Origin of the sequence: Promicromonospora vindobonensis (genome assembly GCF_042685865.1) — a bacterium.
GTDB classification, from domain to species: Bacteria; Actinomycetota; Actinomycetes; order Actinomycetales; family Cellulomonadaceae; genus Promicromonospora; species Promicromonospora vindobonensis.
In genome coordinates, this window is record NZ_JBHUOG010000002.1 from 285,275 (window position 1) to 301,242 (window position 15,968).

The 15,968-nt window shown below is 71.5% G+C and carries 15 protein-coding genes; all 15 read left to right on the forward strand.

Going from position 1 to position 15,968, the window contains the following annotated elements:
• Positions 1–19 precede the first annotated feature (19 nt).
• A complete protein-coding gene (locus ACFS27_RS14570; protein WP_377184199.1) occupies positions 20–973 on the forward strand; it encodes an FKBP-type peptidyl-prolyl cis-trans isomerase in 954 nt (317 codons plus the stop codon).
• The gene (hisF, locus tag ACFS27_RS14575; RefSeq protein ID WP_377184201.1) at positions 973–1,743 is read left to right on the forward strand and encodes an imidazole glycerol phosphate synthase subunit HisF; all 771 of its coding nucleotides are present in this window, start codon (positions 973–975) and stop codon (positions 1,741–1,743) included. Before ACFS27_RS14570 ends, hisF begins: the two co-directional genes overlap by 1 nt.
• 204 nt (positions 1,744–1,947) lie before the next feature.
• Positions 1,948–3,885 (forward strand): ABC transporter ATP-binding protein, encoded by a 1,938-nt coding sequence (locus ACFS27_RS14580; protein WP_377191039.1) that lies wholly within the window; start codon positions 1,948–1,950, stop codon positions 3,883–3,885.
• Positions 3,882–5,768 (forward strand): ABC transporter ATP-binding protein, encoded by a 1,887-nt coding sequence (locus tag ACFS27_RS14585; RefSeq protein WP_377184203.1) that lies wholly within the window; start codon positions 3,882–3,884, stop codon positions 5,766–5,768. Before ACFS27_RS14580 ends, ACFS27_RS14585 begins: the two co-directional genes overlap by 4 nt.
• Positions 5,769–6,321: 553 nt before the next feature.
• Positions 6,322–7,272, forward strand: a complete 951-nt coding sequence (locus ACFS27_RS14590) for a type IV toxin-antitoxin system AbiEi family antitoxin domain-containing protein (protein ID WP_377184205.1) — start codon at positions 6,322–6,324, stop codon at positions 7,270–7,272.
• Between the two features lie 532 nt (positions 7,273–7,804).
• The gene (hisI, locus tag ACFS27_RS14595; RefSeq protein ID WP_377184207.1) at positions 7,805–8,215 is read left to right on the forward strand and encodes a phosphoribosyl-AMP cyclohydrolase; all 411 of its coding nucleotides are present in this window, start codon (positions 7,805–7,807) and stop codon (positions 8,213–8,215) included.
• Positions 8,212–9,816, forward strand: a complete 1,605-nt coding sequence (locus ACFS27_RS14600; protein ID WP_377184209.1) for an anthranilate synthase component I — start codon at positions 8,212–8,214, stop codon at positions 9,814–9,816. Before hisI ends, ACFS27_RS14600 begins: the two co-directional genes overlap by 4 nt.
• Positions 9,813–10,478, forward strand: a complete 666-nt coding sequence (locus ACFS27_RS14605; protein WP_377184211.1) for a Trp biosynthesis-associated membrane protein — start codon at positions 9,813–9,815, stop codon at positions 10,476–10,478. The genes ACFS27_RS14600 and ACFS27_RS14605 overlap by 4 nt, the downstream gene beginning before the upstream one ends.
• 60 nt (positions 10,479–10,538) lie before the next feature.
• Positions 10,539–10,799, forward strand: a complete 261-nt coding sequence (locus ACFS27_RS14610; protein ID WP_377184213.1) for an HGxxPAAW family protein — start codon at positions 10,539–10,541, stop codon at positions 10,797–10,799.
• Positions 10,800–10,803: 4 nt separating this feature from the next.
• A complete protein-coding gene (locus ACFS27_RS14615; protein WP_377184215.1) occupies positions 10,804–11,097 on the forward strand; it encodes a DUF4190 domain-containing protein in 294 nt (97 codons plus the stop codon).
• A complete protein-coding gene (locus ACFS27_RS14620; protein WP_377184217.1) occupies positions 11,081–11,560 on the forward strand; it encodes a DUF2752 domain-containing protein in 480 nt (159 codons plus the stop codon). The genes ACFS27_RS14615 and ACFS27_RS14620 overlap by 17 nt, the downstream gene beginning before the upstream one ends.
• A 187-nt stretch (positions 11,561–11,747) precedes the next feature.
• Entirely contained in the window at positions 11,748–12,563 is an 816-nt protein-coding gene (trpC, locus tag ACFS27_RS14625) for an indole-3-glycerol phosphate synthase TrpC (protein WP_377184219.1), read from the forward strand.
• A gap of 11 nt (positions 12,564–12,574) precedes the next feature.
• Positions 12,575–13,864, forward strand: a complete 1,290-nt coding sequence (gene trpB / locus ACFS27_RS14630; RefSeq protein WP_377184221.1) for a tryptophan synthase subunit beta — start codon at positions 12,575–12,577, stop codon at positions 13,862–13,864.
• Entirely contained in the window at positions 13,861–14,766 is a 906-nt protein-coding gene (gene trpA, locus ACFS27_RS14635) for a tryptophan synthase subunit alpha (protein ID WP_377184223.1), read from the forward strand. The genes trpB and trpA overlap by 4 nt, the downstream gene beginning before the upstream one ends.
• Before the next feature lie 32 nt (positions 14,767–14,798).
• Positions 14,799–15,839, forward strand: coding sequence for a prolipoprotein diacylglyceryl transferase (gene lgt / locus ACFS27_RS14640; RefSeq protein ID WP_377184225.1), 1,041 nt, complete (start codon positions 14,799–14,801; stop codon positions 15,837–15,839).
• The last annotated feature ends 129 nt before the right edge of the window (positions 15,840–15,968 follow it).

Sequence of the window (15,968 nt, forward strand, 5' to 3'; positions counted from 1 at the left end):
GTCATGGGAGAATCTGCTGGTGAGTTCCTGGGTACGTGTCGTCGTCGGTGCGCTGGCAGCGTCAACGGTGGCGATGACGGCGGCGTGCGCTCCGGCGTCGTTGCCGGTGGACATCGGTCCGGCACCGACGTCGTCGGCGTCGCAGGCGCCGCTGCAGATCGAAGGAACGAGCGGCGCCCCGCCGACGCTCGACTACCAGAAGCCGTTCGACGTGGTGCGGTCGGGCTCGCGCACGGTCTGGCCCGGCACGGGCGACGTGCTGGAGCGCGACGACCCGGTGCTGCTGAACCTCTACGCGCAGGACGGCCGCGACGGCTCGGAGCTGCAGAACACCTTCCGCACGGCGCCCGCTGCCTACACGATGACCGAGCAGTCCCTCGGCAACAACCTCTTCGAGGCGCTCGAGGGCAAACGCGTCGGCGCACGGCTCTCGCTCATCGAGGAGCAGGACGGTGTCCCGGTGCTGCTGGTCGTGGACGTGCTGCCCGCCCGTGCGTCCGGCGTCGAGGGAGCTGCTCCGGCCAAGGACCTGCCGCAGGTGCGGCTCGACGACCTCGGCGTCCCGGAGATCCGGATCCCGCGCGGCGTCGAACCCCCGACGGAGCTCGTGGTGCACCCGCTCATCCGCGGGTCGGGCCAACAGGTGCGGGCCGGCCAGATCCTCACCGTCGAGTTCACCGCGGTCCGCTGGAGCGACGGAAGCGTCGTCGACACCACCTGGACGGAAGGCACCCCGCCGCAGTCCGCGGAGATCGGGATCGGCAGGCTGGTCGCGGGCTGGGACCAGGGGCTGCTGGAACAGACCGTCGGATCCCAGGTGTTGCTGGTGGTACCACCGCAGGACGGCTACGCCAACACCAGGAGCCGGCTCGCCGGCGAGACGCTGGTGTACGTGGTCGACATCCTCGACGCGCACAAGCTCGATCCGCACAAGGCGGGCGCAGAGGAAGAACCCAAGAAGAAGGAGGGCTGATGTCCGTCGCGATCCGCGTGATCCCGTGCCTGGACGTTGATGCGGGCCGAGTGGTCAAGGGTGTCAACTTCGCCGACCTCCGCGACGCCGGGGACCCGGTCGAGCTCGCTGACCGGTACGACGCCGAGGGCGCCGACGAGCTCACGTTCCTCGACGTGTCAGCCTCGTCGGGTGACCGCGAGACCATGGTCGACGTCGTGCGCCGCACCGCGGAGCAGGTGTTCGTGCCCCTCACGGTGGGCGGTGGCGTGCGTTCGACGGACGACGTCGACCGGCTGCTCCGGGCGGGCGCCGACAAGGTGGGCGTGAACACGGCGGCGATCGCGCGGCCAGAGCTGATCGCCGAGATCGCCCAGCGGTTCGGCTCCCAGGTGCTGACGCTGAGCGTCGACGCCCGCCGGGTCACCGGCGACGTCACCACCCCGTCGGGGTACGAGGTCACCACGCACGGCGGACGGCGCGGTACCGGGATCGACGCCGTGGAGTGGGCCGAGAAGGCTGCTCGTCTCGGCGCGGGCGAGATCCTGCTCAACTCGATGGATGCCGACGGCACCACCGCCGGTTTCGACCTCGAGATGCTCCGCGCGGTGCGGGGCCGGGTGCACGTGCCGCTGGTCGCGTCCGGCGGGGCGGGAACGCCCCAGCACTTCGTGGAGGCAGCCAGGGCGGGGGCGGACGCCGTGCTCGCGGCGTCGGTGTTCCACTTCGGCGCGCTGACGGTGGGCCAGGTCAAGGACACGATGCGTGCGGCCGGCCTCGACGTGCGCTGACCAACCAGCGGTAGAGCCCGTCCTTCCGTCGGTCCCTGCGAACCGGTAGAGAGCCCTCTTGACCCCAACCAAGGTTGAGGTCCTAATGTCGTCGATGCCCTGGGCGAAAATCTGTCGAATCGATTCCCGGGCCGTGAGAAAATCATGCTGTCCCCGAGGAAGCGAGGTTTTGCCGTGCCCACAGATGCCCCGCGATCCAGACCGATGGCCCTGACCGGGTCCCGCGTACGCCGGTCCCTCGCGCTGATGTGGCGCGGTATGCGCTCCCACCCCGGCACCTATGCCCTGGCCGTGGGCGCGTCAGCGGTGTTCGGCGCCCTGACGGTCGGTGTGAGCCGCGCGGTCGGCTGGGCCACCGACTCCGTCGTCGTCCCCGCCATCGCCGGGGACGAGGTGGCACGCGACCGGGTCTGGCTCGGCGGCCTCGTGCTCGCGGCCGTCGCGCTGACGCTCGCCCTGTCCGTCGCCGGCCGCCGCATCTGGGCGGGCTTCGGCGTGGTCCGCATCCAGGCCGACCACCGCACGGCGCTGACCCGTCAGTACCTGCGCCTGCCGGCGTCCTGGCACCGCGCCCACCCGGCCGGCCAGCTCCTCAACCACACCACCTCCGACACCGAGGCCGCTACCGGTGTCTTCAACCCGCTGCCGTTCGCGCTCGGTGTGGTGGTCATGATCGGCGTCTCCGTCGTCATGCTCTTCACGATCGACCCGTGGCTCGCCATCGCGGCGCTCGCGATCATCCCCGTCACGGTCGCGGTGAACGCGATCTACCAGCGCCACATGTCACCGGCGGTGACCAGGGCACAGCGCCTGCGCGGCGACGTCGCCGACGCCGCGCACGAGAGCTTCGAGGCGGCCCTCCTCGTCAAGTCGCTCGGGACCGAGGGCCGCGAGGAGCGCCGGTTCGACGACCGCACCCAGGAGCTGCGCGCCGCGAACGTGCGCGTCGGCATCGTGCGCTCGCTGTTCGACCCGGTGATCCAGACCCTGCCGGCCGTCGGCACCCTGCTGGTGCTCGGCATCGGCACCTGGCGCATCTCCACCGGTGACGTGGTCGCCGGCGACATCGTCACCGCCGCCTACCTGCTCACGATGATGACGGTGCCGGTCCAGGCGTTCGGCTGGGTGCTCGGCGAGCTGCCGCGCGCGCTGGTCGGCTACGAGCGCATCGCGCAGGTCGTGGACTCGAGCGGAGCGCTCGCGTACGGCGACGCCAGGCTGCCGCGGACACCCGGTCAGCCGGGCCTGGCGGTCCGTCTGGAGGGCGTGGGCGTCGACGTGCCCGCGCTCAGCGGGGCACAGCGCCGCCCGATCACGCTGCTGGACGGCGTGGACGTCGACGTGGAGCCGGGTGCGACCGTCGCCGTCGTCGGCACCACCGGCTCCGGCAAGACCACCCTGGTGAGCCTGCTGGCCCGGCTGTCCGACCCCACCCGCGGGAGCGTCCTGCTCGACGGCGTCGATGCGCGGACCCTCGCCGACGGTGAGATCCCGGACCAGGTCGCGTTCGTCACGCAGACCACGTTCATCTTCGAGGACACGGTGCGCGGCAACGTGACGCTCGCCGACGAGGGCGCGCCAGGAGCGCCGTCGGACTCCGAGGTGTGGGACGCGCTGCGGCTCGCCCGCCTGGAGGACACGGTCCGCGCCCTCGCCGGCGGCCTCGACGCACCACTGGGGGAGCGCGGCGCCAACCTGTCGGGTGGTCAGCGACAACGGCTCGCGATCGCGCGCGCCCTGGTGCGCGGCCCGCGGCTGCTCGTGCTCGACGACGCGACCAGCGCCGTCGACCCACGGGTGGAGCAGGAGATCCTGCGGGGCCTGGCCGACCGGGCCGACGAGAGGGTGGCAGGCACGGCCGAGCCAGGAGCCGCTACGGCGGCGGGCGGCGGCAGCCCAGGCACCACCGTGATCATGGTCGCCTACCGCATGTCGTCGGTGACGCTGGCGGACCGGGTCATCCACGTCGACGGCGGCCGAGTGGTCGATGCGGGGACGCACGACGAGCTGATGGCACGCGACCCCGGCTACCGGGAGCTCGCGACGGCCTACGAGGTCGAGACCGAGCGCCGCGAGCAGGAACGGGCGGACGCGGCCGCCGCCGGCGCCTTGGACGACGAGCTGGAAGAGGTGGCCGGATGACCACGGCGACGGACGAACCCGATGTGACCGACGTTCCGGAGGACCTGCTGGACGCCGACGGCGCCCGCATCGAGTCCACCAGCAATCTCGGCGTCTTCGCCACCCTGCGTCGCGGGGTCCAGATCAGCCCAGAGATCACCAAGGGAATCTGGATCACGCTCGGCCTCGCGTCCCTCGCGGCCGCCGGCCGCGTGGTGGTGCCGCTCGCGGTGCAGCAGACCATCGACGTCGGCATCCTTGCCGACGCGGGGCCCGACGCAGGGCGAGTCGTGCTGCTCGCGTCGCTGGCGGCGGGGGCGCTCGTGCTCGCAGGCCTGTGCGCGGCCCTCGTCAACGTGCGCCTGTTCCGCTCGGCCGAGGCCGGCCTGGCGACGCTGCGGGTCAAGGCGTTCCGGCACGTGCACAACCTCTCGACCCTCACGCAGAACACGGAGCGGCGAGGAGCGCTGGTCTCCCGCGTGACCAACGACGTCGACACCGTGTCGCTGTTCGTGCAGTGGGGCGGCATCATGCTGCTGGTCAGCGCCTTGCAGATCGTGGTGGCGACCGGGCTGATGCTCGTCTACTCGCCGATCCTCACGGCCGTGGTCTGGATCAGCTTCGTGCCGATGTTCCTCGTGATCCGGTACGGGCAGAAGTACGTCAACCGTGCCTACACGCTGGTGCGCGAGCGCGTCGGGGCGATGCTGGGTGCCGTCTCCGAGTCGGTCGTCGGTGCCGAGACGGTGCGTGCGTACGGCGCGTCCGAGCGCACGGGGCGCCGGATCGGCGACGCCGTCGAGGCGACCCGCAGCGCGCAGGCCCGGTCCCAGGTCCTGGTCGCGGCGACGTTCTCGTCGGGTGTTCTGATCGCGAACCTGGTGCTCGCGGTCGTCGTGGTCGTCGGCACCCTGCTCGGGGTCGGCGGCGGCCTGACGGCGGGCCAGCTCGTGGCCTTCCTGTTCCTCGTGCAGCTGTTCACCGGGCCCGTGCAGATGGCGACCGAGATCCTCAACGAGCTGCAGAACGCCGTGGCCGGGTGGCGGCGGGTGATCGCGGTCATCGAGACGCCGGTCCAGGTGGCCGAGAAGCCGGACGCGGTGACGCAGCAGCGCGGGCCCGCCCACGTGACCCTGCGCGACGTCCGGTTCTCGTACCCGAACGGGCCCGAGGTGCTGCACGGCGTGACGCTGGACCTGCCGCCGCGGACCAAGGTGGCGGTGGTGGGGCAGACCGGATCCGGCAAGACCACGATCGCCAAGCTCGTCACCCGCCTCATGGACCCGACGTCCGGTGCCGTGGAGCTGGACGGCGTCGACCTGCGCGACCTGGCGTTCGCGTCGCTGCGTGAGCGAGTGGTGCTCGTGCCGCAGGAGGGCTTCCTCTTCGACGGGACGGTGCTGGAGAACGCGGCGTACGGCCTCCGGGCTCCGGTGGGCTCCGACGGCGGGCCGGCGGTCGAGTCCGCCGAGACCGCATCAAGGACGCGTGCCGCCGTCGCGCAGGCGTTCGTCGAGCTCGGGCTCTCCGACTGGGTGGCCGACCTGCCCGACGGCCTCGACACCGAGGTGGGCCAGCGCGGCGAGTCGCTGTCGGCGGGGGAGCGGCAGCTCGTCGCGATCGCACGCGCTTACCTCGCCCAGCCGGACCTGCTCGTGCTCGACGAGGCGACGTCGGCGGTGGATCCCGCGACCGAGGTCCGCATCGCGCGGGCCCTCGACTCCCTGACGGCGGGCCGGTCCACGATCACCATCGCGCACCGGCTCTCGACCGCGGAGGCGTCCGACCTGGTGGTCGTGGTGGACCAGGGCCACGTGGCTGAGGTCGGCCCGCACGACGAGCTCGCGGCCGCCGACGGCATCTACGCCCGCATGCACGCGAGCTGGGTGGCGCAGACGAGGTAGGCGACGGGCTGTCGCCGTCGAGCCGCAAGTTAGTCGTCGCTGGGGCCGTCGAGCCGCAAGGTAGTCGTTGCTGGGGCTGTCGAGCCGCAAGTTAGTCGTTGCTGGGGACGTCGAGCCGCAAGTTAGTCGTTGCTGGGGACGTCGAGCCGCAAGTTAGCCGTCGCTGTCGCCGTCGAGCCGCAACCCACGCGTTGATTGGCCCCGAACTGGACGTACAACCTTCGGTTCGACGCCGAGATTGACACGCAGGTTGCGGTTCGACGCCGATGGTTGGGGCGTGTGGACGCCCAGCTTGCGGTTCAGCGCGGGCCAGTCTGGCGGCAGGACGCCTACCTTGCAGCTCGGCGACGTGGCGAGCTGCACTGCTGGCGTGTGGGACGGCGTGGGGCTGGTGGCTGATACCCGACGCGTGAAAATGCCTACGCCCCGGGCAGCACCTGTCGACGGCGGCAGAACTCAATGAGCGCGACCACATCCGCCGTCGGGCGGCACTCGTGCACAGGCCGCCGGCTGCCGTGCCATCACGCCTGGCTCGGTCACGTTTGCTGGCGCCATGGGACGAAGGATCGAAGTACCCAGCGACCTTGCGATCATCGCCGAGGCCCAGGCAGGTCTGATCACGACCACGCAGTGTCGTGAGCTCGGTGTGTCACTGACGCGTGTCGCCCGCCTGCTCGATTCGGGTGTCTGGCTGCGCGTTGCCCGTGGCGTGTACGACACCGATTCGACTCCGATCGTGATGCGGCATCCGGATCGCCGTCGGCGGCGGGCTGCCTTTGCGGCGAAGCTCGCGCTCGGGCCGGATTCGGTGGTGGTCGGTGCGTGCGCGCTGGCGATCCATGGTGTCTGGGGCCTCCCGATCGCGCTCGAGCCGCAGGCAGCCCTACCAGGCGGGCGCCGCGCATACTCGCGTGACGGAATACACGCCCGGATGTTCGACGCCGGGATGACGGTCACCGAGGTCGACGGGATCACGGTGGCCACCGTGGACTGGGCGCTGGTCCAGGCCGTGCCTGAGATGGACCGGTTCCAGGCGGTCGGGGTGATGGACAATGTCCTGAACAGAGGGCTCCTGACCCGCGACGAGCTGGACGAGGTGCACGACCGAACTCGCGGGCGGCGAGGAATCGCCACGCGGCACGGCTTCTTCGGCGAGGTGGACGCGAGGGCGGAGTCTCCGCCCGAGTCCAGGGCCCGACTCGACTGTGTCGACGGCGGCGTACCGCCGGATGTGCTGCAGGTGCCGGTCCGTGACCTGTCCGGAGTCGTGCGCCGAGGCGATCTGGGATGGAAGTTCAAGGACGGACGGCTCCTGATCGCGGAGATCGACAGCGACGAGCACCACGGCATGGCGCAGCTCGCCGCCAATGCTGAGCGGCACAACGACATCACCGCTGTCTCTGCGGTCGTACTGCACTTTCGGAAGCAGGCGGTCAACACGCCCGGCGCAGTATCCAGCAAGGTCCGCGCAACGCTCGACCAGTACAACAGCGAGCTCCGCTGATCGGCTGGCGACGACGAGGGCCGAACCGCAGCCTGCTAGTCGGTAACCGGGTCTCTCCGCGCCGAAGCGCAACTTGGCCGTCTGTTTCCGGATCTCTCGGCGCCGAACCGCAACCTGCCCGTCGATCTTCGTGTCGAACCGAAGGTTGGACGTCCTGCGAGCCCCGAATCGACGCGCAGCGTTCGGTTCGGCGCAGCACAGGGGCACAAACTTGCGGTTCGGCGCCTGTCAAGACGTGCAACTTGCGGTTCGGCGGGCGCCGGACGTGCAACTTGCGGTTCGGCGGGCGCCAGACGTGCAACTTGCGGTTCGGCGGGCGCCGGACGTGCAACTTGCGGTTCGAGCGCCGCCCAGACGTGCAACCTGCGGTTCGACGCCGCGCGGCGGGCCTCTCGCGGCGAGGGCCCTCGCCGCAGGCACCCGTGCGCGGCGCGGACCGGACAGCCTCCGGGCAGGCCGACTCCCCCTTGTCGACACGCGACGGCGGCGGACATCACACCGCCGTCGGCCCGCGACGTGGCAGGATTCTCAGGTGCCCGACGTTCTCGATCCCACGATCTCTGCCCGACTCAAGCGGGACGATGCCGGCCTGGTGGCCGCCGTCGTGCAGCAGCACGACACGGGCGAGGTGCTCATGGTCGGCTGGATGGACGACGAGGCCCTGCGCCGCACCCTCACGGAGGGCCGCGTGACCTTCTGGTCCCGGAGCCGCGAGGAGTACTGGCGCAAGGGCGACACGTCCGGGCACGCCCAGTACGTCAAGGCCGTGAGCATCGACTGCGACGGCGACGCCCTGCTCGTCCAGGTGGACCAGGTGGGCGCCGCGTGCCACACCGGCACGCGCACCTGCTTCGACGCGGGGGGCGACCTCGGCGCCGTGGTCGGAGAGCGTGGCCAGCAGGACGTCGCAGAACGCAACCAGCGGAACGAGGAGTACCGGTGACTCAGCTCGACACCCAGATCGACCCCCACGAGGCCCGCACGGCGACCGCACCCGCCGACCTGCCCTGGGGTCGCACCTGGCCGAGCCTCGGGGAGTTCCGGGAGATGGCGACCGACCGCCGCGTGGTCCCGGTGGTCCGCCCCCTGCTCGCCGACGACGCCACGCCCGTCGGCCTCTACCGGACCCTCGCCCAGAGCAGGCCCGGCAGCTTCATCCTGGAGTCGGCGGAGTCCGACGGCGTCTGGGCGCGCTGGTCGTTCGTCGGCGTCACGTCCCGCGCGACGCTGACCAGCGACAACGGACAGGCCGTCTGGACGGGTGACGTGCCGGTGGGCATCCCGACCGACGGCGACGTCGTCGAGGTCCTGGAAGCGGCCCTCACCGCGCTGCGCACGCCCGGTGTGGCGAACCTGCCGCCGCTCACCGGCGGCCTCGCGGGGGTGCTGGGCTGGGACATCGTGCGGCACTGGGAGCCGACGCTCCCGTCGACAGCCCCCGACGAGGTGGGTGCCCCCGAGCTCGCGCTGTGCCTCGCCACCGACCTCGCCGTGGTGGACCACCGGGAGGGGACGGTGTGGCTGGTCGCCAACGCGATCAACGCCGACGCCACCGACGAGCGCGTCGACGAGGCCTACGCGGACGCCGTCTCCAGGCTGGACGCCATGGAGGCGCAGCTCGCCGCCGGCGGGGCGCGCGTCACGTCCGTGGTCGTCGACGGCCCCGAGCCGCAGCTCGAGTTCCGGTCCACCCAGGACGAGTTCGAGAACGCGGTGCTCGCGGGCAAGGAGGCGATCCGCGACGGCGAGGTGTTCCAGGTGGTGCTCTCCCAGCGCCTGGACCTGGACTGTCCGGCGGATCCGTTGGACGTCTACCGCGCGCTGCGCACGGTGAACCCGAGCCCGTACATGTACTACTTCCACCTGGCCAAGCCCGACGGCGCAGAGTTCGCCGTGGTGGGCTCCAGCCCGGAGACCCTCGTGAAGGTCGACGACGGCCACGTCACCACCTACCCGATCGCCGGGTCGCGGCCTCGTGGCGCGCAGCCGGAGGAGGACGCGGAGCTCGGCGAGGAGCTCCTCGCCGACCCCAAGGAACGGGCCGAGCACATCATGCTCGTCGACCTGTCCCGCAACGACATGGTGAAGGTGTGCGAGCCCACCAGCGTCGAGGTCGTCGAGTTCATGAAGGTGCGTCGGTTCAGCCACATCATGCACATGTGCTCGACGGTGGTGGGCCGGCTCCGCGCCGGCCGCAGCGCTCTGGACGCGCTGCGGGCGACCTTCCCGGCAGGCACGCTGTCCGGTGCCCCCAAGCCGCGCGCGATCGCCCTGATCGACGAGCTCGAGCCCGCCTCCCGCGGTATCTACGGCGGGGTGTGCGGCTACTTCGACTTCGGCGGCAACATGGACATGGCGATCGCCATCCGCACCGCGTACATCGCCGACGGCCGCGCCAGCGTGCAGGCGGGCGGGGGCATCGTCGCGGACTCCGTGCCCGCCCTCGAGTACGCGGAGTCGCGCAACAAGGCGGCCGCGGCGGTACGGGCCATCCAGCTCGCATCGCGCCTGACGCCGCTGCGGCCCGCCGGGGGCGACAAGTGACCCGCACCCGCACCGTCCTCGCGCTCCTCGTCCTCGGCGCGCTCACGTTCGGCACCGGCTCGCCCACCTGGGTGACCACGACGGTGGCCACGGCACTGGAGTCCGAGGTAGCAGTCGCAGCGGCGGGCACCTCGGCAGCGCCGGGTGTCGGGGCAGGGGCGCTCGTGCTCCTGGCCGCCGGCATCGCGTGCGCGCTCACGGGGCGCGTGGCCCGGTACGTCGCCCTCGTGATCGCGGCGGCCGCCGGGGTGCTGGTGGTGGCGAGCACGCTCGTCGTCGTCGGCGACCCGACGCCTGCCGCCACCGCCGCCGCGTCCGCGACGAGCGGCGTCACGGAGCTCACGTCGCCCGTCACGCTGACCCTGTGGCCGTGGGCCGCGCTCGCCACGGGCGTGCTCGCCGTGGTCGTGGCGGTCTGGGGCGCGATAGCAGCCCCCGGCTGGGCGGCGACGTCCGGTCGGCACGAACGCACGGACCTCGCGGCCGCCGGCGCGCCGGCAGGTGGCGGAACGGAGCCCGCGGCCGGGTCCGCGGCCGAACCCTCCACCGAGCCCCCCGGCGAGACCACCACCGGTTCCGTGCAAGGGGCCGACGACGACCAGATCGACCCCCACGACGCCTGGGACGCACTGTCCCGCGGCGACGACCCCACGGGCCGCTGACCTGACCTGGAGCGGTTAGGCTGAGCGCGTACCGCACGACACGAAAGGCACCCACCTGCGATGACCGACAACAAGCCCGAGATCGCCTACCTCCCGCCGGGCGTCCCGCCGACCAACCACGGCCACACGGTCGCCGCGTGGGTCACGATGGCCGGGATCACGCTGGGCGTGCTCGTCTGCGCGTGGGGTGTGCTGGTCGCCCAGTCCTGGTCCTCCTGGCTGGTCCTGTTCGTGCTGGGCTTCGTGGTGATCGGCGCGTCGCTGATCGTCGGCCTCGTGCTGCGCAACCTCGGCATGGGCCAGAAGAGCGTCGGACGATAAGGCGATGACCGCCCTCGCGATGGCTGCGCCGCCCGCAGCCGCGTACCCCAGGAACAACCTGGGGGCGTGGTCGCTCGTGCTGGGCATCGCCTCGGTGGTGCTGGCACTGGGAGTCCTCACGGGGGTCCCCGCCATCATCGTCGGGAACAAGGGCCGCAGGGCCGTGCGGGCCGGCGAGGCCGACAACGAGCGCATGGCGCTGACCGGCGTCGTGCTCGGCTGGACCTCCCTCGTGATCTTCGCCCTGGTGATCGGGCTCATCGTCACGAGGTTCCTGGCCGGTGGAACGGGTTCCTGAGGCGTCGGCCCGGCGCACCGGCCCCCACGCGGGGGATCCGGCCGCCCGGGCCGTGCCGGAGGCCGGCAGGCCCTCGCTGCGTGCGCCGCTGCTGGCAGGCGCCGCGGTCGGTGCGGCAACGCTGCTGGTCGCGCTGCGCGACCCGCACGCACGCGGCTCCTACGGGTTCTGCCCGCTCCTGGAGCTGACCGGCCTGGCCTGCCCGCTCTGCGGGGGCCTGCGCGCCACCCACGACCTGGCGCATCTCGACCTCGTGGGCGCCTGGTCGGCGAACGCGCTGTGGACGGTGACCGCCCCCGTCGTGGTGCTCCTGTGGCTGGTGTGGCTCGTCTCCGCCGCGCGCGGCCGGCCCGTCAAGGGCCTGACCAGTACGGCAGGGTGGGTCACCCTCGGGGTCGCGCTGGCGTTCTTCGTCGCACGCAACCTCCCCTGGCTGCAGCCGTACCTGACGCCGTGGACCTGATCAGGTGATCTCCAGGGAGTCCTCGGACGACTCCCGGCCCGGGATCTGACGGAACGTCGTCTCACGCTCCGGGAGTGGTCAGGACCACACCTTTGGTCCGCCTACGATGGCCATGGGGCCGATCGCCCCCAGCAAACGTACGAGGCGTAAGACGAGGGCAGAGCAAGGGCACGGGGAGGCTCATTACATGTCGGTCCTGGAGGACATCGTCGCGGGAGTTCGTGAGGACCTCGCGGAGCGTGAGGCACGTGTGTCTCTCGACGCGCTCAAGGAGCGCGCCACCGCGGTGCCCGGGGCCCTCGAGTGCCTCGGTCGCCTCAAGCAGGCGGACGCCGTCTCGGTGATCGCCGAGGTGAAGCGCTCGAGCCCGAGCAAGGGTTCGCTCGCTTCCATCGACGACCCGGCCGCGCTCGCCGTCGAGTACGAGTCCGGCGGCGCGTCCGCCATCTCCGTGCTCACCGAGCAGCGCCGGTTCAACGGGTCGCTGGCCGACCTGGACGCGGTGCGGGCCCGGGTGGACGTCCCGGTGCTGCGCAAGGACTTCGTGGTGACGCCCTACCAGGTCTGGGAGGCGCGAGCCCACGGGGCCGACCTGGTGCTGATCATCGTGGCGGCTCTCGAGCAGACCGTGCTCGAGTCGCTCGTCGAGCGGGTGCACTCGCTCGGCATGACCGCACTGGTGGAGGCGCACAACCTCGAGGAGGTGCGCCGGGCCGTGGACGCCGGGGCTCGGGTGGTGGGCGTCAACGCGCGCAACCTGAAGACCCTCGAGCTGGACCGCGGACTGTTCCGCAGCCTCGCCGAGTACATCCCGGACGACGTGATCAAGATCGCGGAGTCCGGCATCCGAGGCCCGCACGACGTGATGGAGATGGCCCGCGCGGGCGCTGACGGCGTCCTGGTGGGCGAGGCCCTGGTGACCGACCGCGCGCCGCGCTCGTCGGTGGCAGACCTCGTCGCGGCCGGCTCGCACCCGTCGCTGCGGTCCGTCCGTCCGGCTTGAAGGGATCCGAGGTGACCTCCGTTAAGCTGTCCGACGTCTCCGGCCCGTACTTCGGTCAGTACGGCGGGCGTTTCGTACCAGAGGCGCTCATCGCCGCGCTCGACGAGCTCGACACCGAGTTCCGCAAGGCGGCCGACGACCCCGAGTTCGCGGCCGAGCTGCAGCGCCTGCACCGGGAATACACGGGCCGGCCGAGCCCGCTGACCGAGGTGCAGCGATTCGCGGCGCACGCAGGCGATGTGCGCGTGTTCCTCAAGCGCGAGGACCTCAACCACACCGGCTCGCACAAGATCAACAACGTGCTGGGGCAGGCCCTGCTGGTCAAGCGCATGGGCAAGAAGCGCCTCATCGCGGAGACCGGGGCCGGCCAGCACGGCGTCGCGACCGCCACCGCCGCCGCCCTGATGGATCTCGAGTGCGTGATCTACATGGGCGAGGAGGACACTCGGCGTCAGGCGCTGAACGTGGCGCGGATGCGCCTGCTCGGCGCCGAGGTCGTGCCGGTGAAGATCGGCTCGCGCACGCTCAAGGACGCGATCAACGAGGCGCTGCGCGACTGGGTCGCCAACGTCGAGTCCACGCACTACCTGCTGGGCACTGTCACGGGCCCGCACCCGTTCCCCGAGATGGTGCGCCAGTTCCACCGCATCATCGGTGAGGAGGCGCGGGAGCAGATCCTGGAGCGGGCCGGCCGCCTGCCCGACGTCGTTGCGGCGTGCGTGGGCGGCGGATCCAACGCGCTCGGCATCTTCAACGCGTTCCTCGACGACAAGAACGTCGACCTGTGCGGCTTCGAGGCCGGTGGCGAGGGCATCGACTCGGGCAAGCACGCGGCCCGGTTCAGCGGCGGCGCGCTCGGCGTGCTGCACGGCGCACGGTCCTACCTGCTGCAGGACGACGACGGCCAGACCCTGCCCAGCCACTCGGTGTCGGCGGGCCTGGACTACCCGAGCGTCGGACCTGCCCACGCCTGGCTGCACGACCTGGGCCGCGCCACCTATGAGCCGGTGACCGACGTCGAGGCCATGGAGGCGTTCCACCTCCTGTGCCGCACCGAGGGCATCATCCCGGCCATCGAGTCGGCGCACGCCCTCGCGGGCGCGCTGCGGATCGGCAAGGCCGCTGCCGCGGAGGGCCGCACAGGGCCCGACGGCGAGCCGCTCCTGATCCTCGTGAACCTCTCCGGTCGCGGCGACAAGGACGTGGCGACGGCGGCCCGGTGGTTCGGACTGCTCGACGGTGCCGACTCAGGCAACCGAGCAGCGGCAGAAGAGCTCGAGCGGCAGGAGGGCCGGGGATGAGCACCGTGACAGAGCCGGCTACCGGGTCGCGTACGAGCGACCTCATCGACCGGCTGCGCACGCAGGAGAACCGGCCGGCCCTCGTGGGCTACCTGCCGGTGGGCTTCCCGACGGTGGACCGGTCGATCGAGGCGATCAAGACGCTGATCGACCACGGCGTGGACATCGTCGAGCTCGGCATCCCCTACACCGATCCGGTGCTCGACGGCCCCGTGGTCCAGCAGGCCGCGCAGGGTGCGCTGGACGCGGGCGTGCGCGTGAAGGACGTGTTCCGCGTGCTGCGGGAGCTCTCCGACTACGCGCCGCACGTACCCGTGCTCGTCATGACCTACTGGAACCCGGTGCTCAAGTACGGTGCCGACGCGTTCGCGCGTGACCTGGCCGCCGCGGGGGGCGCAGGGCTGATCACGCCCGACCTCATCCCGGACGAGGGTCCCGACTGGATCGCCGCGAGCACGGCGCACGGCCTGGACCGCGTCTTCCTCGTGGCGCCGAGCTCGACACCGGAGCGGCTCCGCCGCACGGTGGACGCGACGCGCGGGTTTGTCTACGCGGCGTCGCTCATGGGCGTGACCGGGGTGCGGACTGAGGTGGGCTCGCGCGCCGAGCAGCTCGTGGCCGACACACGCGCCGCAGGCGCGGCCAACGTCTGCGTGGGCCTCGGCGTCTCGACCGGTGCGCAGGCCGAGGAGATCGGCCGCTACGCCGACGGCGTCATCGTGGGTTCCGCGCTGGTCCGGCCGCTCCTGTCGGACGCGACGCTCGACGAGGCCGAGTGGGCCGACCGTCTCACGAAGCTGGCCGAGGTGACGGAGGACCTCGCCGCCGGGGTACGGTCTGCGCGCACTACCGCGCCCGACGCACCCGCCGGCGCGGCCGCCGTCCCCGGAGAGGCCCCGTGACGCTGCTGACCGTACTGCCGGCAACTCTGCCCATGGAGTTGACCGCTGTGCTGCCGGCTGCTCTGGCCACCGAGATACCCAGCCCCTCCGAGCACACCTGGTATCTCGGGATCTTCCCGCTGCGGGCCTATGCCCTGGCGATCCTCGCGGGCATCGCGATCGCCGTCTGGATGACCGCCAGGCGGTGGAAGGCCCGTGGGGGCAACCCGGAGGACGTCCTGGAGATCGTGTTCTGGGCGGTGCCGTTCGGGCTGATCGGGGGCCGGATCTATCACGTGCTGTCCTCGCCCGACTGCTACTTCGGCGAGGACTTCTCGGGCGGGGGCGACCCGATCAAGGCCCTCTACGTCTGGGAGGGCGGCCTCGGCATCTGGGGCGCGGTGGCGCTCGGTGCCTTCGGGGCGTGGCTCGGCTGCCGGCAGAAGGGCGTCAAGCTCTCGTCCTTCGCCGACGCGGTCGCGCCCGGCCTGCTGGTCGCGCAGGCCGTGGGGCGCCTCGGCAACTGGTTCAACCAGGAGCTGTACGGGCGGCCCACCGAGCTGCCCTGGGGGCTGTACATCGACGCGGAGTACCTGGTGTCGAACCCCGCCACCGGCGTGGCATATCCCGAGGGCACGCTGTTCCACCCGACGTTCCTGTACGAGCTCCTGTGGTGCCTCGCAATGGCCGGCGCCCTTCTCTTTCTCGACCGTCGGTTCAAGTTGGGTCATGGGCGGGTATTCTGGGCGTACGTTCTGCTCTACACTCTCGGACGGGTCTGGATCGAGATGCTTCGCATCGACGATGCAGAGCTGGTGTTGGGGCTTCGCCTCAACGTCTGGACCTCGGTCCTCCTGGGCCTCGCGGCCCTGGTGATCTCGATAGTGCTGGCTCGGAGGTTCCCCACCAGGGAAGAGTCGGTACGGCTGCGGCCGGAGGGGGATGATCCGTCGGCCGGACCTGAGGCCGAACCGGAGCCTGACCCAGAGCCTGACCCAGCGAGCGTAGGGACCGGCAAGGCAGCAGCCAAGCCGGAGGAAGAGAAGAACGCAGCAGTGGAGGAGTCCGACGCGGACACCTCCGCGCGCACCTGAGGGGCACGACCGCCGGGACCACCGGACGACGAGCCCCCTGACCGACCGGGCCGCCGTCGTCCCGGACCATCGCAAGGAACTGCGCCCGGCCATGGCCGGGTGCCTGTGAGGACCCATGACCAAGCCGTT